The organism is Prevotella sp. P4-119, from assembly GCF_002251345.1.
GTDB lineage: Bacteria > Bacteroidota > Bacteroidia > Bacteroidales > Bacteroidaceae > Prevotella.
Map to the genome: position 1 here is coordinate 133,801 of NZ_NPJB01000063.1, position 20,389 is coordinate 154,189.

Annotated in this window: 13 protein-coding genes; 3 read left to right on the top strand and 10 right to left on the bottom strand. The window is 45.2% G+C overall.

What is annotated here, in order from left to right:
* Positions 1–79 precede the first annotated feature (79 nt).
* Together CIK89_RS06890 and CIK89_RS06895 are read left to right on the top strand one after the other, a co-directional pair.
* On the top strand, positions 80–613 hold the full coding sequence (locus CIK89_RS06890; protein WP_094390651.1) for an RNA polymerase sigma factor: 534 nt from the start codon (positions 80–82) through the stop codon (positions 611–613).
* Positions 606–944 carry a DUF5056 domain-containing protein gene (locus CIK89_RS06895; RefSeq protein ID WP_158214664.1) on the top strand — a complete coding sequence of 113 codons (339 nt, stop codon included), beginning with the start codon at positions 606–608 and terminating at the stop codon, positions 942–944. The genes CIK89_RS06890 and CIK89_RS06895 overlap by 8 nt, the downstream gene beginning before the upstream one ends.
* A 193-nt stretch (positions 945–1,137) precedes the next feature.
* Here CIK89_RS06895 and CIK89_RS06900 read toward each other — a convergent pair whose 3' ends face one another.
* From CIK89_RS06900 to CIK89_RS06910, 3 genes are read right to left on the bottom strand one after another with little or no spacing between them, the layout of a single operon-like run.
* Positions 1,138–3,138 carry an OmpA family protein gene (locus CIK89_RS06900; RefSeq protein WP_094390653.1) on the bottom strand — a complete coding sequence of 667 codons (2,001 nt, stop codon included), beginning with the start codon at positions 3,136–3,138 and terminating at the stop codon, positions 1,138–1,140.
* 9 nt (positions 3,139–3,147) lie between these two features.
* Positions 3,148–5,208 carry a DNA topoisomerase 3 gene (locus CIK89_RS06905; protein WP_094390654.1) on the bottom strand — a complete coding sequence of 687 codons (2,061 nt, stop codon included), beginning with the start codon at positions 5,206–5,208 and terminating at the stop codon, positions 3,148–3,150.
* A 22-nt stretch (positions 5,209–5,230) separates the two neighbouring features.
* Entirely contained in the window at positions 5,231–5,860 is a 630-nt protein-coding gene (locus CIK89_RS06910) for a hypothetical protein (protein WP_254046636.1), read from the bottom strand.
* Positions 5,861–6,286: 426 nt separating this feature from the next.
* Between CIK89_RS06910 and ald the strand changes: the two genes are divergently transcribed.
* Positions 6,287–7,393, top strand: coding sequence for an alanine dehydrogenase (gene ald, locus CIK89_RS06915; protein WP_094390655.1), 1,107 nt, complete (start codon positions 6,287–6,289; stop codon positions 7,391–7,393).
* A 348-nt stretch (positions 7,394–7,741) separates the two neighbouring features.
* Here the strand turns inward: ald and CIK89_RS06920 are convergent, their stop codons facing one another.
* The 7 genes from CIK89_RS06920 to lepA all read right to left on the bottom strand — a co-directional run bounded on the left by CIK89_RS06920 (position 7,742) and on the right by lepA (position 20,212).
* Positions 7,742–8,629, bottom strand: coding sequence for a carbohydrate kinase (locus CIK89_RS06920; protein ID WP_094390656.1), 888 nt, complete (start codon positions 8,627–8,629; stop codon positions 7,742–7,744).
* Positions 8,630–8,665: 36 nt separating this feature from the next.
* Positions 8,666–9,823, bottom strand: coding sequence for an MFS transporter (locus CIK89_RS06925; RefSeq protein ID WP_094390657.1), 1,158 nt, complete (start codon positions 9,821–9,823; stop codon positions 8,666–8,668).
* Between the two features lie 75 nt (positions 9,824–9,898).
* Positions 9,899–11,794 carry a GH32 C-terminal domain-containing protein gene (locus CIK89_RS06930; RefSeq protein WP_094390658.1) on the bottom strand — a complete coding sequence of 632 codons (1,896 nt, stop codon included), beginning with the start codon at positions 11,792–11,794 and terminating at the stop codon, positions 9,899–9,901.
* 286 nt (positions 11,795–12,080) lie between these two features.
* A complete protein-coding gene (locus CIK89_RS06935; RefSeq protein ID WP_094390728.1) occupies positions 12,081–14,384 on the bottom strand; it encodes a TonB-dependent receptor in 2,304 nt (767 codons plus the stop codon).
* Between the two features lie 197 nt (positions 14,385–14,581).
* Positions 14,582–17,380 carry a substrate-binding domain-containing protein gene (locus tag CIK89_RS06940; RefSeq protein ID WP_094390659.1) on the bottom strand — a complete coding sequence of 933 codons (2,799 nt, stop codon included), beginning with the start codon at positions 17,378–17,380 and terminating at the stop codon, positions 14,582–14,584.
* A 408-nt stretch (positions 17,381–17,788) separates the two neighbouring features.
* On the bottom strand, positions 17,789–18,382 hold the full coding sequence (locus CIK89_RS06945) for a Crp/Fnr family transcriptional regulator (protein WP_094390660.1): 594 nt from the start codon (positions 18,380–18,382) through the stop codon (positions 17,789–17,791).
* Between the two features lie 48 nt (positions 18,383–18,430).
* Complete coding sequence (gene lepA / locus CIK89_RS06950; protein WP_094390661.1) at positions 18,431–20,212, bottom strand: translation elongation factor 4; 1,782 nt, start codon at positions 20,210–20,212, stop codon at positions 18,431–18,433.
* Positions 20,213–20,389 lie beyond the last annotated feature (177 nt).

Here is a 20,389-nt window from a genome sequence, read left to right on the forward strand (position 1 = left end):
TATAGGATTAGGCATACGAAACAATACATCCAAGTAGAGAAACCATATATCCAAGTGGAACAAGAAAGCAGATAAAGCAATGCAGTCACTCACCGATTTTGCACTCGTCACACAGGTCACTATGATGGGCAACCGCCGGGCATTCGACCAGCTCGTGGTGCGCTATCAGTCACCTGTGCGGCGATTCTTCCTCCATCAGACGCTTGGCGACGAACCGTTGAGCGATGATTTGGCACAAGACACCTTTATCAAGGCGTGGCGCAACATCGGTTCGTTTCGCGCCATGTCGTCCTTTCAAACTTGGCTGATGCGCATTGCTTATAATGTATTCTACGATTATGTGCGCAGCAGAAAAACCACTTCCGACATTGACAACGTGGCAGAGCCAATGACCAACGGCAACAGCAATCCATCGCTACAGATGGATCTCTATCATGCCCTATCACTGCTCAAGCCCGACGAACGCACCTGCATTACCCTCCAATTGGTCGATGGCTACAAGATAGACCAAATAGCCAAGATCACCGACATGAAGGAGGGAACTGTAAAATCCATCCTCTTCCGAGGAAAAGAAAAACTAACCAAATATCTGAAACAAAATGGCTATGGATAGAAAAGACGAACAACTCTTGCAACAATTTTTCATAGAAGCTTCACAACAGACTATTGCAGACAATGGTTTTAGCGAACGTGTCATGCGCCGGTTGCCCAATCGTGCCAATTGGTTCAATCGTGTGTGGACATTGGGTTGTATCCTTATAGCTATAGCATTGCTTCTCATGAGCGATGCCATCACTATCGCCAAGACCAACATAGAAGTATTCACGCAGTCACTACTGAACGGAGGTCTCATAGAAATGTTGCCCACCATCAGCATGTTGATATTTGGACTCGCCATCGCTGGCGCCTACGAACTGTATGTTTGCGTGAAAGAGAATCTATAATCCTTGAAGCTCTCCTTAAATATCTCGCGCATACGCATACGCATGTGCGCGAGTCATTCATTTTGTTACCACCGACCACCCACTACCACAACCTACTATCTTTCAGTATTTTGTATAATGTTAACAACTTTTCCATCGACCACCGACCGACCACCAAATCCCCCATTACCCCCCCCCACTTCATTCGTATAAATCACTTCCGAATGAGTTGTCCATTGGCATCAAACATGCCATAGGTGGTATTGGTCACACGAAATTCCGTGCGGCGATTCAATTGGTTGCATATCTCCTGTTGTTCAGGAGTAAGTGTCTTAATGAAGTCTTCCGTCAATACAGTATTCTCTTGTAAGAAGGGATAACACACCGCCAAACGGTGCTTAATAGTCTTTGGTTGTTCCTTTCCATAACCCACAGCCGTCAGTCTGTCGGCACTGATTCCGTGTGCTGTCAAATAGTGCGCCACAGCTTCAGCCCGCCTTTGCGACAGTCGTTTGTTATAATCGCCCTTGCCTTTATAGTCGCAATGGGCACTCAGTTCGATAGCCACATGCGGGTTGGTATTCAGCAGCGTTACCAGCGAGTCGAGTGCAGCCATTGACTCTGGTCGCAGTGTGGCACGATCGAAATCATAATGTATATTGTCTATCAGTACAGGAGCAGTGATACTTGCCAACGGAAACTGCAAGACATGTTCTTGCGACTCATCGGTTTCCACCACATGCAGTTCGGTCTGATGATTGAGATATCCTGGACATGATGCCATCAATACATAATCCACTCCAGGACGCACCGTTTGTGTAAACGAGCCGTTGTTCATCACGCTAAGTCGGAGGTTAGTGCCATCGTTTCCCACCATATAGACCACAGCTTGGGGAAGTTCATAACCTTCTCGCTCATAGACCCATCCCCTGACCGTCTGTATGATTTCAGGATTTTCAAAACTGTAGATATGATCCCATCCATGGGCATCACCACGGTTAGAAGAGAAGAATCCACGGTTTTTATTGCCTTCAAAAGTCATTCCAAAATCATCGCCCATGGAATTTAGCGGGTAGCCCGGATGTACTATAGTCCATCCTGATGCTGTCGGATGAGCTATATAGATATCGAGTCCTCCCATTCCCTCATGTCCATCGCTTGAGAAATAGAGGTCGCCATTGGGTCGAAACGTAGGAAACATCTCGTCGCCAGGGGTATTGACAGGTGTTCCAAGATTCTCTACCCCACCCAGTCCAGCTTCGGTCAGTCGCACTCTCCACAAGTCTTTACCGCCCATTCCGCCCGGCATGTCACTCACAAAATAGAGCCATTGTCCATCGGGACTGACTGCCGGATGGGCATAGAGCGACAGTGTATCGCGAGTGATAGGAAGCGGTTGCGGTTTGTTCCATGTGGCATCGCTACGGCGTGAGGTGACAATGGTAGCGAAACGCGGATAGCGCTCATCGCTCTGACAACTGGTGAGATACATGGTTCGTCCGTCTGGCGATAGGCAACAAGCCCCTTCGTCAGCATTGGAATTGAGTTCGGTATCTATCACTTGCGGTCTCTGCCATCGTCCCTGCTCGTCTTTCTGAGCCATGAAGATGTCGGCATTCTTAGTTCCAGTGATGCCACTGATATCATCGCCAGTAGCTTCGTTGCGAGTAGAAGTAAGATAAAGACGATCGTGTTCTGCTCCAGCCAATACCGGCGAATAGTCAGAACGTCGTGAGTTGAACACATCTTCGCGTTTCACTTTATAGCGCGATCCCTCCTTTTTCCATTGCGGAGCCTTACGGGCAGACGCCAGGAGCGTTTGCGCCATACTGTTTTGCGGACACGAATCGAGCATTTCAGTCATCACCTTGGCAGCCTCTTTGTATTGTCCTACTTTGAGCAACTGTTGTCCCAAAGCCATACGTGTGGCAGAATCGCCCTGTTTATAACGCAGTGCATTGCGGTATGCGGTAATGGCTCTTGCGGTATAGTTGATGCGCCGGTAACATTCCGCCTGTCGCAAGGCAATCTGTCCACGTTGCGTGCGCTCTTTGGGCGATGTCTGCGAATAAGCCTTGCGGTACTGTGCAGCAGCATCGAAATAGTCACCTGTGGCATACAGCTGGTCTCCTTGTTTGAGCGCCCGATCGGCACCACATGCCATGAGAAGCATGCAGAGCATCAACAGGGGTAGGTAGCGCGCAGTTGTATTCATCGCTTTGTTTTATGCTTTGAAGGGCAGTCGCCACTGGCAATGCTGATAGTCAGAACATCCGTATGCGGTCTTACCTTTGACGATATGACCTTTTCCACAAAGCGGACACGGATGTCCGATGATGCTATCATCGGGAGTTAGCGCCTGTTGCTTCGCTTTGGCCTTGGTGGTTTTGGCTTTGGCAGCCTTGGGTTTTGATGCTGTTTCAGCCTTTGGCGACTTCACCTTTTTCAGTTCTGCATCTGTCAATACGGTCACACGGCGGTTGGTAATGTCGTGCATCACCTCATTGACAATGTCAGTCACCTGCTGTTTCAGTTCGTCTATAAACTGAGTGGCATCATATTTCTGATGTTCTATATCGCGCAGTTTCTTCTCCCAAATGCCCGTAAGTTCCGGACTTTTCAGCAGTTCTTCGTGTATCAGGTCTATCAGTTCGATACCCGTAGGCGTAGCCACGAGGCGCTTTCTGTCGCGTTTGATATAGTGTCGCTTGAAGAGTGTCTCGATGATACTGGCACGACTCGACGGTCTGCCAATGCCATTCTCCTTCATGGCAGCACGGAGGGTTTCGTCTTCCACAAATTTTCCGGCAGTTTCCATGGCACGCAAGAGCGATGCCTCGTTATACCAGTTGGGTGGTGTAGTCCATTTCTCTGTGAGTGTTGGCTGATGTTCGCCCGTTTCACCTTTGACAAAAGTAGGCAGTGTGCGCTCTTCGTCGTCGTTTTTTTTCTCTTCATCATCCACCACTTCCTTCTTCGTATCCCTTACCACACGCCATCCCGGATCGAGTATTTCCTTTCCCGTAGCCTTGAAGTCGATGTCATCTACCTGTCCGGTGACTGTTGTAGTAGAGAATTTACAGTCGGGCAGGAACACCCCGATGAAGCGTCTGGCTATAAGGTCAAACACCTTTCGTTCTGCGTCAGAGAGGTTTTGTGGCACCACTCCTGTTGGTATGATGGCATGGTGGTCGGTGACTTTGGCACTGTCGAACACCCTTTTCGACTTTTTCAACGTCTTTCCACCAATGGGTTTGATAAAATCAGCATATGGTGCCACACCGGCGAACTGTGTCTGATAGAGTCCGTTGAGCGTAGCAGGACACTTGGGATAGATATCGTCTGACAGATACTGCGTATCTACACGCGGGTAAGTGGTGTATTTCCGCTCGTAGAGTGCCTGTATGAGATTGAGCGTCATCTCGGCAGAGAATCCGAATTTTCTATTGCAATCCACCTGCAACGAAGTGAGGTCGTAGAGTTGGGGTGGCTGTTCGGTACCGTTTTTCTTCTGCACACTGGTCACCGTGAAGGTTTTTCCTTCGATGGTAGAGAATGCCTGTTTGCCCTCTTCCTCATTGGTAAACTTTCCCTTGGTAGCCGTGAAAGTGGTGTCGCGATAGATGGTGGCGAGCACCCAATAGGGTTCTGGTTTGAAGTTTTCTATTTCCTTTTGTCGGTTCACAATGAGTGCCAGCGTCGGAGTCTGTACGCGTCCGATGGAGAGCACCTGTCTGTTTTGACCGTATTTCAAGGTGTAGAGTCTCGTGGCATTCATTCCCAACAGCCAGTCGCCTATAGCTCTCGACAGTCCAGCCATATAGAGAGGCTGATAGTCTGCTTGGTCTTTCAGATTGGCAAATCCCTCTCTGATGGCATCATCGGTCATCGACGATATCCACAATCTGCTGACCGGACAGGTAGCACCGGCCTTCTGCATCACCCATCGCTGTATCAGTTCTCCCTCTTGTCCGGCGTCACCGCAGTTGACGATGCGTTCGGCTTGCTTCATCAGTTTCTCGATAACGGCAAATTGGCGTTTGATACTGTCCTGTTCTATCAGTTTGATACCGAAGCGTGGCGGTATCATGGGCAGTGATGAGAGATTCCATGACTTCCACATGGACGTATAGTCGTTGGGTTCTTTCAACGTACAGAGGTGACCATAAGTCCATGTCACCTGGTATCCGTTGCCTTCTATATATCCGTCATGGGTTGTGTTAGCACCTATGATGCGTGCGATGTCGCGTGCAACACTGGGTTTCTCTGCTATACAGACTATCATGCTGTCGTTGTTGTTTTCTACATTAATAATAATATGGGCGATGGCCTGTTTCGAGCGATACCTGTATCCATGTCGATGGATTGAAGTGGTAGCGAACGGCTGCCCCTATTCTATCGCCGAGTTCATGGTCATAGACGGGCACAGGAATCTTATTGCCCATCAAGGTTTTCTGTCCGTAGAGGAATCCTTCCCAACGTTGTGAGAAACGATAATCGAGCACGGCATTGAATCCTGCCTGACGGAGATTATAGCCTGCCCAATCGGCATTATGGAAGTAGCCACCTACGGCGAGCGACAGTTTCTCGGTCACTGGCAGTGCATACATGCCGCTGACCTGCTGGCTGAAGCCTGCACCTTTCCATCCTTTGCCAAACGAAGTAAAGACGCTTGCACCGAGCATGAGGTTCATGCCCTTATGCAGTTTCCAGTTGTCCATCCCGACATAGCCCACAGGCCAATGACTCACAGCGGGCTGCATCTGTCCGTAAGCGTTGAGTTCAGGCAGATGTAGCGTAGAATCGGGCAATGCTCTTTGGTCCTCTTGCGCCATGATGGGCGGTGTAACAGCCAGCATCAGCAGCATCACCGTCATAGCCATCATGTGCCACATCTGATGTATTGGGCGATTGTATTTTGTTGATTGAATCTTCATCAGGTTTTTGTTTTATCTCTACGAAACACTATTGTTTCAAAGTGCGAAGTTACGATTTCTTATGGAGACTACCAAACATTTCTCTCTTTCTTTATGCTTTTTTCAGAAACGCCCTATCCTGATCTTTCGATATGACATGGGTTCCACTGCAGATAATTGCCAGCCTGTCAGTCTGTCTTTGTCCATAATCGTCCGGCTGTGTTTGCCATTGTCCGCTTGTGGCCATTAAGGTCTGTCTTTGTCCGGCTCTGTCAGCTCTAAAACCGCTATTATCTGTGATTTATTTCGTTTTGCAAACTCTACCCATCAAAACGACTATTTTCTTTATTAAAAAATGCTATTTTTTTCATCTGTGAAATACAAGTTATTCGATTTTTTCATAAATTTACAGCGTAAAAAATATGTTTAACTTAAAACCCTACTATTATGAAAATCGGTATTCCTAAAGAAATCAAGAACAACGAGAGCAGAGTTGGCATGACACCCGCCGGAGTAGCAGAACTTATTCGCCATGGGCACCAAGTGTTTGTACAACACACAGCAGGCATCAACAGCGGGTTCAGTGATGAAAAATATGAAACTGTGGGGGCTAAAATTCTCCCCGACATAGCGTCTGTCTATAACGAGGCAGAGATGATTATCAAGGTGAAAGAACCTATAGAACAGGAATACAAGTTGATTAAACAGGACCAACTCGTTTTCACATACTTTCATTTTGCATGCGACAGACAACTTACCGAGGCTATGATAAAAACCGGAGCGGTCTGTCTGGCTTACGAAACAGTGGAAACTGACGACCATAAACTGCCGTTGCTCATCCCTATGAGCGAAGTGGCTGGTCGTATGGCTACACTCAACGGTGCCTATTATCTGCAAAAAACCAAAGGCGGAAAGGGTAAACTCATCAGTGGTGTGCCCGGTGTTGACCGCGTCAAGGTGCTGATATTAGGTGGTGGAACCGTTGGTGAAGCTGCAGCACGAATGGCTTGCGGACTCGGAGCTGACGTATGGATTACAGATATCTCGCTGCCACGCCTTCGCCAACTCGAAATGGAACTGCCGGTAAATGCGCACACCCTATACTCTACTGCACACAATATCAAGATGATGCTGCCCGACATTGATATCGTTGTTGGCAGCGTATTGGTTCCGGGCGACAAAGCGCCCCACCTCATCACCAGAGAAATGCTGAAGATGATGCAGCCGGGGACCGTACTTGTAGATGTTGCTATTGATCAGGGCGGTTGCTTCGAAACGTCGCATCCCACAACCCACTCCGATCCTGTATATATTGTGGACGATATTGTTCACTATGCCGTTGCCAACATTCCAGGTTCTGTGCCCAATACTTCTACAATGGCGCTTACCAATGCCACACTGAGTTATGCCCTTGCCCTGGCAGACAAAGGATGGCGGAAGGCTTGCAAAGACGACCCTGCACTCTACAAAGGGCTCAATGTGGTTAATGGCAAAGTGACCTACCATGCTGTGGCAGATGTATTCGATTTGCCATACGAGCCTATTACACTTTAAGTCAACGAATAGTTGATGACTGAGCAAATTCAATGTATTTGCTCAGTAAACTCAATGAAATTGCTGATCAAATTCAATGGATTTGCTGAGGAAATTCAATGAATTTGCTGAGAAGATACGATGAAATTGGTCAGCAAAACAATTTGATTTGCCTACAAATAGATATTTCACACCATGCTTACTGGCGTCTGTTTTCACACCTATCACAGTTGTACTGAATGGCTTCAAACGTCATTTGCTCCTTTTCCTATCTACTTGACAACAGTATAGGAGTCAGCTTATAACAAACAAAAGACATGCCGCACGGCTTCTGAAAACCATACGGCATGTCATAACTATGTTTGTGTGTTATCCTAAAAGTTCTTGGGGTATTTCCGGCATAGCACCTTGTTGGGTGCAGACATAAGCACTCACTTCAACAGCACGCTTATGGGCTTCGGGCACACTCATGCCCTTGAGAATACATGCACAGAACGTGCCTGTAAACGAGTCGCCAGCACCAACAGTATCAGCGACCTCCACCTTTGGAGTTTCTTGGAAAGACAGATTGCCAGGAGTAAACACATAACTGCCGTTCACGCCACACGTCAATACCAACATATCGAGATCGTATTTGCCGAGTATCAACCAGCATTTGTTTTCGATATCAAGACCGGGATAACCAAACATGCGACCTATTGTGACAAGTTCTTCATCGTTGATCTTCAAAACATTGCAACGCTTCAAACTCTCACAAATCACCTCTTTCGAATAGAAATTCTGACGGAGATTGATATCAAAAATCTTCAGGCAATCCATTGGAGTATAGTCAAGAAAGCGGTAAATGGTATCGCGACTGACCGTATTGCGCTGTGCCAACGATCCCCAACAAACGGCACCACAACCTATTGCCACCTCACGAATGTCGTGGGTAAAGGGAATATTGTCCCATGCCACATTTTGCTTGATGTCATAAGTGGGGACGCCGTCCTTGTCAAGTTCCACCTGTACCGTACCTGTGGGATAATCTACCACAGGCAATACATGTTTGAGCTGTTTCTCATCCAACAAGCGGAGAGCCTGAGTGCCTAAAACATCGTTGCCAATAGCACTAACGGCTACCGATGGCAAGCCATGCTGACCAGCATGATAAGCAAAGTTGGCAGGAGCACCGCCCAATTGTGATCCGGTAGGAAGCACATCGAAAAGGATTTCACCCAATCCTACACAGTATTTTTTCTTCAAAGTAGTATTCATAATTTATGTTCTATTGTTTAAAGTTCTACAAAGCTATTACATTTCCACCTTATTGATATAAGAGAACAGATAGATAACACCCACTGCCATGACAGCAACGGCACCCACCTGACCTACGGCATCGCTGGCAAAACCCATGATGAGTGGGAATACAGTACCGCCGAAAAGGCCCATAATCATCAAACCGCTCACTTCGTTTTTCTTCTCTGGAACTGACAAAAGGGCCTGGGAGAATACGATGGAGAAGACATTGGAGTTGCCATAACCTACCAAAGCGATAGCGATATAAAGGATGATTTTGCTCTCGCCGACGAACAAGCCTATCATGCTCAGCGCCATCATCACGATGCTAATGGCGAAAAACAAACGTGGTTTCAATATGCGAAGGAAGAATGAACCGGTGAAACAACCAATGGTGCGGAAAATGAAATAAAGGCTGGTGGCAATGGCTGCTTCATTCAATGTCCATTGCAGACGCTCTATCAGAATCTTTGGTGCGGTGGTATTGGTGCCCACATCGATGCCCACATGACACATGATGGCGATGAACGACAGCAGAACAATGGGTTTGCCCAACAATCGAAAACATTCACCAAAACCAGAAACTCCACCATCCATCTCTTCTTCCTCAATAGGTGTTCCTGCCAAAAATACCGTGGCAGCAATGCCGATGACGAGATAAATGGGGAAGAGCACACGCCAACCTAAACCGAATGTGGGGATGGTGGCAATGGCACCCCACATGGCAATGTATGGGGCAAGGAATGACGCAATGGCTTTGACAAACTGGCCAAAAGTCAGAGTGGATGCCAGATGTTTGCCGGTGGCAACCACCGAAACCAATGGGTTGAGCGATGTTTGCATCAGTGCATTACCAATGCCCAACAGCGAAAACGATACCAACATCAGTTCGAACGATTCGCCAAGGATAGGCAACAGTAGCGACACAGCAGTCACGATGAGCGACAACAGCACAGTGCGCTTGCGTCCAATCTTATTCATCAACATGCCTGTAGGCACGGAGAATATCAGAAACCAGAAGAATACCAGCGAAGGAAACAGGTTAGCAGTAGCATCATTGAGGTCGAGATCTTCTTTCACATAGTTAGAAGCAATGCCTACCAGATCTACAAATCCCATGGCGAAGAAACAGAGCATCACCGGGATAAGGGTCAACTTAGATGATTTATTCATTGTTTATTTTTCTATAGCAATGGTCTGCCAGTTAGGGAAGACCATTGCTTTTTGATGTTTATAGTGCTACAATCATTATAATGCAATCTTGTGGAGCTTTACATTCTTGTATTCTGCCTTACCGCCTTTGCTATAGAGTTTCACATTCTCGTATGGTTCAACAGGGAACACAAGGTTGGTCATGGCAATGCGACCGCCATCTACAAAAAGTTCGATAGATGACTTATCTACGAAGATATCAACATGATAAGTGGTCTTGCCATCCTCGCATAGCGTCAGTGGTGCCCATGTGGCAAGGGAGAAATCGTTCTTATAGTTGATAGAATTGGTGATGCGGGCTGGTTGTTTGCCTTCTGCAACAAGTTGCTTGTCCCATGCTAATTCGATATCATGGGGACTTGCCTGCTTGCCAAAGTCGGTCAAGCCACTCTCGGTTCGATCCATCACTACCTTGCCCTGCTTCATATCGAAATAGATCAGGGTACGCTCACGTTTGTTATTTGAGATCTCAATACCTGCAATACCGTTGGCATCAGGAGTAACATCAGCCTCAATCTCGAAGGCGCCTTCCATATTGGCAACAGCACTCTTCAATTCTTTGGCATCTGCCACAGTAGCATCAGCGATATCCTTAGTATCCTTTCTCAAGGCATAAACCTCAGGGGCAACATCTTCTGAAACATAGTATTTGCCGTTCTTCTCATAGAGTTTCAACTCTCTTGGCAAACCGTTGGCACCACGATTCTGCTTGAACAGAGTGAGATTGGCATACTGCCAGTTGCTCATCCAGGTCATCGCCAATACTCTATCACCCGTGTTTGAGAAGGTAACAGTTGCATAATGATCCTTACCCCAATCGAGCCATTTTACATCGTTAGCATCGGGACAAATAAAGTTTTTACCATCGAAATCGCCAACAAAATACTCAGTAGCACTACCGCCAAACCAGCAACCGGGGTTGATATTCATAATCATCACCCATTTCTTGTTCTTCTTATCGCCATTGACAGGCAACTGGAAGAAGTCGGGACACTCATACTGACAAGGTTGCTGACCCATACTTTTGCCGAAGGCACTGACATAATCCCACTTCTTGAGATTCTTTGATTTATAGAAACGCGTCTCTTTATCGGCAGAAACGATCATGTACCAACACTTTCCTTTCTCATACCAGAACACTTTCGGATCACGGAAATCCTTCAAGCCATCGAATGGTGTCAACACAGGATTGCCTTCATACTTGGTGAAAGTACGACCGTTGTCGGTGCTGTATGCCATGCACTGAATCTGACCGTTTTTATCACTTGCTGAAGTATAAAGCGCTATGATGGCATCCTTGCCATAGCCTGCGGTATTGCGCTTGTCAACGACAGAACTTCCTGAGAAAATATGGCCCATATTGTCGCGGGCGATAGCTGGGGCGAGATGTTTCCAATGTACGAGATCTTTGCTGACTGCGTGTCCCCAGTGCATATTGCCCCACTTGCTTCCATAGGGGTTATACTGGAAGTAGAGATGATACTCACCGTCTTTATAGACCATGCCGTTGGGGTCGTTCATCCAGCCATAGAGCGGAGTGAAATGATAAGAAGGACGATAGTAATCGGTGTTGGTGGTATCGAATGTATCGTTGAGTTTCATCAGATTGACAGCCAAAGCATCTTTCTTCAAACCAAGAATCTTAACCGTAGCAGTTTTTCCCTTACCCAAGGCGAATGGCACGTAATAGTCAGCACCGTTCTGTGCCAGTCGCACATCCATCCAAGTATCATCCTTGCTACCTGTATCGAGTAACACTTGTGCTTCATCCTTTTCTTCCTGGACGGGGAGCAGCAGATACTTAGTGGGGTTTTCAATCTTGATGACAGTGGTGTCACCTTTATGTTCGATACTCATTTTCTGTGCGAAAGCAGAAGAAGCAGATGCCATCAGTAGCAGGCAAGATGCTTTGATGAAATTGTTTGTTCTCATTGTGTTAGTATTTTAGGATTGTACTATATAAACGTTGGATTTCTGTTTTTCTTGTGTTATCAACAGTTCTGTATATGTAACATCCCGAATCAGTCACCCGTATGAAAGGTGTATTATATATGAATATTCTTTTTTTTGTGTTTATGCATTACAACCATATCCTGTTTAACGTAATTGATATCAATATCTGTGTTATCCTGAATCTGTGTTATCCTAATTAGGGCCTGACAACTAATGGGGTGATACTATACAGAGGCTGTCGATAATGTTATAAAGATTGAAGCGATTAGAATTTCAGCGATGCTGAGAATTCTACAGTAAATGGACGGAGATAACTACCTGTCATGATTTGATTCTTAATACCCTTGGCTTCATCCTTGGTAATAAGTTCGGCACCGGCAATACTGCCTTTAGCACCAGTCTGATTGAGGAAGTTTACTACTGTACAGCCAAATGCGAGGCGCTTGGTGGCCTGCCAGTTGATACCGCCAAAGGTTTCCCAGTGACCGTTGAAGTAATATGCCTCATTGATATTGGCATAGGTCTTGCTGAAGTAACGGAAACTGGTCCAAAGCTTGATATTCTTGGTTATCATATAGCTAGGATCCAATTCTATAAGTACCTGAGGAATCTCAGCAACAATATTGCCTGTGGCATTGATTGTACCAATATAGCCATCGTTGAAAGTTACAGAGGTTTCAAACTTCTTGTAGGTAGGTTTCTGATAAGTGAAGAGGAAGTGGAAATCAAATCCTTTGAAAGGATGAGCCACTGCATCAGTTGTCCAGCCCCAAGTCTGGATATCGTATGCCAAAGGTGCTGCCTTGATTTCACTGCCATGTTGCAAATTGAGCGTTGAGTTATTGTTCGTCTTTGAAATGTATGAGAACAACGAGGTCAGACTCAACCATGAATTGTTATAATAGATTCCTGCACGTCCCAGTGGCACTGAGATCTTATCGGTATTAGGCAATGTTGCTGGTGCGAATGCCTCAAACTTAGGATGCTGCACGATATAAGTAAAATCGCCAGTGAATCCAAACTTATTGGTCAACTTATAAGTTGCTGCCAGCGAGAAATCGTAGTTCACCCAGTTGTAGTTCAAATCTACAGGAGCTATCTTGGTTCCATCAGCGGCTGTAGCACCGAGATGATAGTCAGCAAAACGACCGACAAACTCACCCTGAGCATTCTTCACTGCTGCATTCTCACCCTTCAGTTTCTGCCATTCCAAGCGAGCACCATAGTAGAGATTCAATTTCTTGGTCACATCCCAATCGTGGGTAAAATAGAGTGCCAATTTATTTTCACTTCCCTTATAATATTCTGAAGCGTTCTTGTTGAAGTCATAGAAATAACTGTTGCGCTGGTTGGCATCCCATACACGAACGGCATAACTGCCATCTGCTGGCACGCTCTGATCGTACATGGTTGTGTTTGAGCAATAGTCGATATGATAAAACCACTCGTTGATGCCCAATCGAAGGGTTGAATTGCGGAACTTCTTAGAAAGTTCAGAAGTAAAGAGAGCCTCGTCGATGGTTCCGGCATTGAGACATGACATGCGGGTCTGGACATACTGTCCGTCGTAGGCCTGAGTCTTGTCGTCAATATCGCGATACATATATTGATATCTGCCTTGGTTGTCATCGCTCTTCAAGTCGATAATAGCCATAGGAGTCTGAAACACCATGGCACCACGAGAGTGGTCATATTTCAAAGTAGCCTTCCAATTCAAGCCATTGTCAAACCGATAAGTGTTCATCAGTGTCACCTCACTGGCTTTATTCAAGCAAGCATCGTAGAGTGTGGTCTGTTCCAACTCTCCTGTACGCATATTGCGATAGGTCATATTGTTATCTGTGGGAAGATAAGAAGTAGTACCGAGTTTGAATTTGCCATACTCTTTCACGCTGCCATCACCCACATAGACAAAGGGAGCACTCTGAGTGGCATAGTTATATACATTATGGCTGTTGGCATATTTGTACATAGCGGTAAATTCACCACGGTTGCCGTTATAGCGTTTAGTAAGGAGTGCCTTATAGATTTGAGTGCGGTCTTGATAAGGAGTGGATTTGATTTTGAAGGTTCCCGGATCGAAATCCTGATACATATTCATACTATAGTACCAGTCTTTACCCAAGTCGCCATTCATATTCAAAGAGAATTCTTGCAGTCCGAAATGGTTGCTCTTATAGTTCAACGTACCATTGAATCCCTTTTGTCCCTTCTGGGTAAATGAATTGACTGCATAACCGATATTACCGGTGGTGATGGCTGTTTCGGCTATTTTGAGCAATCCTTGGTGACTCAAACTGGCATCACCGCGCCAAATAGTGTTAACTGAATGGGGATTGGTGGCATAGGTGACAGGCAAACCGTTCTCCAACACATTGACATCGGCAGAGGGAAGTCCGATTTGAATCTCACGTGGACCATTAGCACTGGCAGCATTGAGCATTACATTGCGGTTGCCTTCCTCTTTGGCATTGGCATTGTCGTCTTGCGCAAAAACTGCCGCTACATTTAATAATGAAATTGTAAGCACTGTGACGGTTGCAAATTTACCATTGAATAAGGTGTTCATAATCGTTACGTTTTTTATTGTTAGCATTGTTGTTTGATTTCTGCTGCAAATTTACGATACGAATAGAACACCGTACATAAAAATCATTTCATCGGATACAAAAAATCGTTCATGGTAACATTTTTATTAGTCCATGAACGATTTTTATCATTAAATACCAACTTTAATGCATGGTTTTCATATAGTTACAACCAACCCTACCCTACTTCACCAGGTAACATACCATATTCATCTTTGAAACATTTGGTGAAATAAGACGGTGCTGAGAAACCTACTTCATAGGCAACTTCTGCTATACTCATGCTACGACTCTCCAAGAGGCGCTTGGCCTTATAGAGCCTTGCCTTGCGCATCAGGTCAACAACCGAAGAACCTGTCATGGCCTTCACCTTGCGATAAAGTTGTACACGGCTCAAACCGATTTCCCTACCAATATCTTCAACACCAAACTCACTGCGCGAGAGATTTGACTGAATAATATGGTGCAACTGTTTCATAAACTGTTTATCGCGATCATCCATGGACGATTGGTCTATCGTCTGTTCATCGGCCTGCGTAATATCCTTGAACAGCGACTTCAACAATCGGCGTTGCTTCAACAGATTGTTGATACGAGCAAGAAGCACCTTACTATGGAATGGCTTGGTGATATAGGAGTCTGCCCCATGCTCATAACCCTCTGCTCGCTGTTCTTCCAGATTCTTTGCTGTCAGCATGATGACGGGAATATGCGATGTAGCAGTATTGGTCTTCAAACGTTCGGTAAATTCGAGACCGTCCATAACGGGCATCATCACATCGCATACTACTAAATCGGGTACTTCCTTTATTGCCACATCAAGACCTTCCTTGCCATCAGCTGCTTCCAATACAAAGTAATCGTCCTGCAACAAAGTACGTTCATACTGACGGATGTCATTATTGTCGTCTATAATTAATAATGTGGGACGGTCGGTATCGGGATTTACCAATTGCTGAACCTTGCCCTGCAGTTTGTCTCCGTCATCAATATACTGCATGCTACTCTCATCAACAGCTATGTTACCTTCTGACTCTTCTGGTTCCACTTCACCTTCTTGGGTAAGAGGCAGAACCACAATAAAGTCGGCACCCTTGCCACTTTCACTCTCCACCCATACTTCACCATGATGCAATTCCACAAAGGATTTGACCAATGCCAATCCTATGCCTGTACCGCTGGCGGCACCCTGGGCTTGGAAGAAACGTTCAAATACCTGCGTTACCTCTTCACGTGCAATGCCCTTTCCTGTATCTTTCACATCGATGCGCAATGCATCAGGAGTTTCTGCATCACAAAGCGAAACAAATATGTTGCCACCAGACGGGGTATATTTCAAGGCATTACTCAGGAGATTGAATACTATACGTGCCACTTTCTCTTTATCGGCAATGATGGTCGGTGAAGCTTTAAAGCCTTCGGTGTTGAAGTGGAGTTGGATATTCTTGCGCTCTGCCGTCAGTCGGAAGTCATCAACCCATAAGGTCATAGCCTCTACAATATTGAAACGATTGAGCGTCAATGTCATTTTTCCATTTTGTATCTTTCGGAAATCGAGAATAGAACCTACGAGTTGCTGTAATGCCAATGCGTTGCGCTTCACCATACCAAGTAGTTCCCTACTACGTCCCTTGATATTGTGATCATCAAGCAACATTTCCACCGGATCAGCTATCAAAGTCAATGGTGTACGGAGTTCATGACTGATATTGGTAAAGAATACCAAGCGCGAATGGGTCAACTCCATCACCTCATCGTTGAGTCGTTTCAGTTCATCGTTCTTATCTTCCAATTCCCCATTCATGCGCTTCAATTCATCATTGGCATTGGCAAGTTTCTCATTGAGTCGAGTCTTGACAATATAACTTCTGAATATCAACGTAGAAGCAATAATACATACCAGTAGGAAAAGTCCCAAGCTCATCAACAGAACCTTTTGGGCATTATAATCCGATAGATATTTATCTACTTGATGGTGGAGCGTTCTTAGTTTGTGCGTTTGCCGTTCGGCATCTCTTGCCTCCATAAGGGTGAGTTCGGCATTTGCTTTAGTAATGATGGAAGAGCTTAGGTAATTATCACGCTGATAAGGTTGATGGTTTAGTATCGTCAAAGCCAATGCAATGACCTCATCGCCTTTGGTGGGATAGAGATAGGATGCTTCAAACACACCATCGCGCACCAATTCCAAGCCTCCGCCTTCGGTAGCCATGCCATCCACACCAGTATATTTATAATTGCGGTTAACGCCCATTTGTCTGGCTGCCACATAGGCCCCCCATGCCAATCGGTCGTTATGAGCAAACACATAATCGAAATTCTGTGTCTGTTGGAGAATACGTTTCATGGCCTTTATACCACTTTCTTCCTTCCAATCACCACCTTCTGAGGCTACAAGATGAATATCAGGATAGTGTTTGACAGCATCCATAAAACCACGATGACGCTCTATGGCAGGTGAAGAACCCTCCGATCCTCGGATTTCCACGATGCGCCCCTTGCCATGAAGCTGTTGTGCGATGAAAGTACCCATCGACTTGCCAATAACATAATTGTCACACCCGATGAATGCGGTATATTTGTCGGAATTGGTTTTGCGGTCATATAGAATAACAGGAATACCTCTGTCATAGGCACGTTCTACAGCCTTTGATATGGCACTCAACTGATTTGGTGAAACAATCAACAAATCCACGCCTTCATCAACAAACTGGTTGATTTGCTTATTCTGCAATACATTGTCATCGTTGGATGAAGCAAGTTTCACCATAATGGAATCATTGAGATACTCTCCCGTTTTCAATTCTTCGTTGAGTTTGTCGCGCCAAACATCTTCTGAACATTGAGATACAGCTATTACAAACTTTTTATCAGGTTTTCCACAACCCACAACTATAGCGACAAGCAGTAAGAGTGCCAGTCTGAATGTACGGGCAACAGGATACATCAGAAATTTATAAGCTGGTATAAGTTTCATATAATGAATATCTATAGAGAGGTCTAACCGCTTGCAAATATACACTATTCTCGTGTTATTGCCAAAAAAAAAGCATACATTTTAATCTATAAAAATCAAAACACGTCATATCTTTACGTCACAATACCCTATTCATATACGCATATAAAGAAAGCAACAAAGCAGGAAAACAATGCAATAATAGCTTGCAGACAGCTTGGCGTATGATTTATTATATATATAATGTACGCGCACGTGCGAACTGTAAATCAACATGTTTATATATTTCCAAACAGTATCAGCCCGATTGGGTTACAACCAAATAATCGATTCTGATTAAATAGCCGGAGCCCCATCATTGATATAATGACAGGGCTTCGACAGGATGGCTATTCAGAGGATTAACTCCATATGGGTGTTGCCGGTTGATTACAGCAAGGCCGATGTACGAACACGACTCAAGGTCTCTGGAGTCATCTGCAAATAACTCGCGATATAGACCAATGGAGCGCGTAGTACCAATTGCGGACTTTCCTTCACCAACTTGGCATAACGGTCCTGTGCAGTCTCGAAGCGCAGCATATCTGCATGCTTCTGAGAGATGATGAGCGACTCTTCCAATATCTTACGATAGAGCATCTGAATATTGACATTCTTAATAGCCTCTTGCTCAAGCGCAGCCTTTGGCAATGCATAGATGATAGTGGGTTCAAGAGCAACAATCTGCTGTTTCGACGGTTCCTCATGAAACAAACTTTCGATAGCCATACAGATTGTGTTTTCTGTTGCCATATATTCGGTCAACTCTTTACCATTTTTATGATAGAACTGTCGCACCAGTCCCTTGACAATCCAGAAGATATTTTTGCATACCTCCCCTTCGCGCAGAATGTATTCACCCTTCTGAAATTTCATTGGAACCAATATACCTTCCAGCATATCGAGTTCGTCATGTGTCATCGTACTGTATCGACGTGCCAGTTCACGAGCCACATCACGTGGCGTCAGTCCAATATTAGTCATCGTTTTTGGCTTTTATTATATGAGTTAAGATTTTTATTTGTTCGTTAGTTAGTCTAACTTCAGCACAGCAAGGAAAGCTTTCTGTGGCACTTCCACATTGCCAATTTGTTTCATGCGTTTCTTTCCTTTCTTCTGTTTTTCAAGCAGTTTGCGTTTTCGGCTCACGTCGCCTCCGTAACATTTAGCTGTCACATCCTTGCGCACACACTTAATGGTTTCGCGGGCAACAATCTTGGCTCCGATGGCTGCCTGAATGGCAATATCAAACTGTTGACGAGGAATAAGTTCCTTAAGTTTCTCACACATACGTCGTCCAAAGGATACGGCATTATCCTGATGGGTCAGCGTTGAGAGTGCATCGACTGGTTCACCATTGAGCAAGATGTCAAGTTTCGCCAGTTTGGAAGGTCGGAAACAATCTACATGATAGTCGAATGAGGCATAACCCTTAGAGATAGACTTGAGTTTGTCGTAGAAGTCGATAACGATTTCTCCCAATGGCAACATGAAATGCAGTTCCACACGATTACCACTGACATACTGCTGGTCTATCAGTTCACCACGTTTATCGAGACAAAGCGTCATGATAGGGCCGATATAGTCGGCAGCAGTGATGATTGAAGCACGGATATAGGGTTCTTCGATATGGTCGATGAGCGTAGGTTCAGGCAATCCCGATGGGTTGTGCACCTCTTTCACTCCCCCCTGCTTATCGTAGCACATATAGGTTACGTTGGGCACTGTGGTGATAACATCCATATTGAACTCGCGGTCGAGACGCTCCTGTACAATCTCCATGTGCAACAAACCGAGGAATCCGCAACGGAATCCAAAGCCAAGGGCAATGGAGGTCTCAGGCATAAAGGTAAGTGAGGCATCGTTCAACTGCAGTTTCTCAAGAGAGGCACGCAAGTTCTCATAGTCAGTTGGATCAATGGGATAGACACCCGCAAACACCATGGGTTTCACTTCCTGGAATCCGGCAATAGCCTTTTCGCAAGGACGTGCCACATGAGTAATGGTATCGCCGACCTTCACCTCTTTAGAGTCTTTAATGCCACTGATGATATAGCCCACATCACCGGTACGCAATTCGTTGCGTGGTATCATGTCCATTTTGAGCACACCTACCTCATCGGCTTCATATTCCATACCAGTATTAAAGAATTTCACTTTATCACCTTGACGGATAACACCGTTTTCAATCTTGAAATAGGCAATAATGCCACGGAAGGAATTAAACACCGAATCGAAGATCAAAGCCTGTAATGGTGCATCGGCATCGCCTTGCGGATGGGGAATACGTTCCACTACAGCGTCGAGAATCTGCTGTACTCCTTCACCTGTTTTTCCGCTTGCACGGATAATATCTTCTGGGTCACAACCAATGAGATCAACAATTTCGTCTTCCACCTCATCGGGCATAGCCGAAGGCATATCTATTTTATTGATGACGGGAATAATCTCCAAATTATGGTCAATAGCCATATAGAGGTTTGAAATGGTCTGTGCCTGCACACCCTGTGTGGCATCTACCACAAGTAGAGCGCCCTCGCACGCGGCAATAGATCGCGATACCTCATAAGAGAAATCGACGTGTCCTGGAGTATCAATCAAATTGAGCACATATTGCTCTCCGCCATGCGAATATTCCATTTGGATTGCATGGCTCTTGATCGTTATACCACGCTCTCGCTCCAAATCCATATCATCAAGCATCTGACCACCAGTAATCTGAATGGTCTTTGTATATTCAAGCATTCTGTCAGCCAGTGTTGACTTGCCATGATCAATATGGGCAATAATGCAGAAGTTTCTTATATGTTTCATTGTTTCGTTTACGTACAATTTTGTGCAAAGTTACGAAAAAAAAATGAATAACACCCGAACATTATACATTTTTATAGAGAATATTCTATGTTTCTTTACTATGTTCTTATTATTTCCGCCACACACAAACTGTTAATATATCATAATTCTTCGCATCATCATAGTACTTTGTATTGC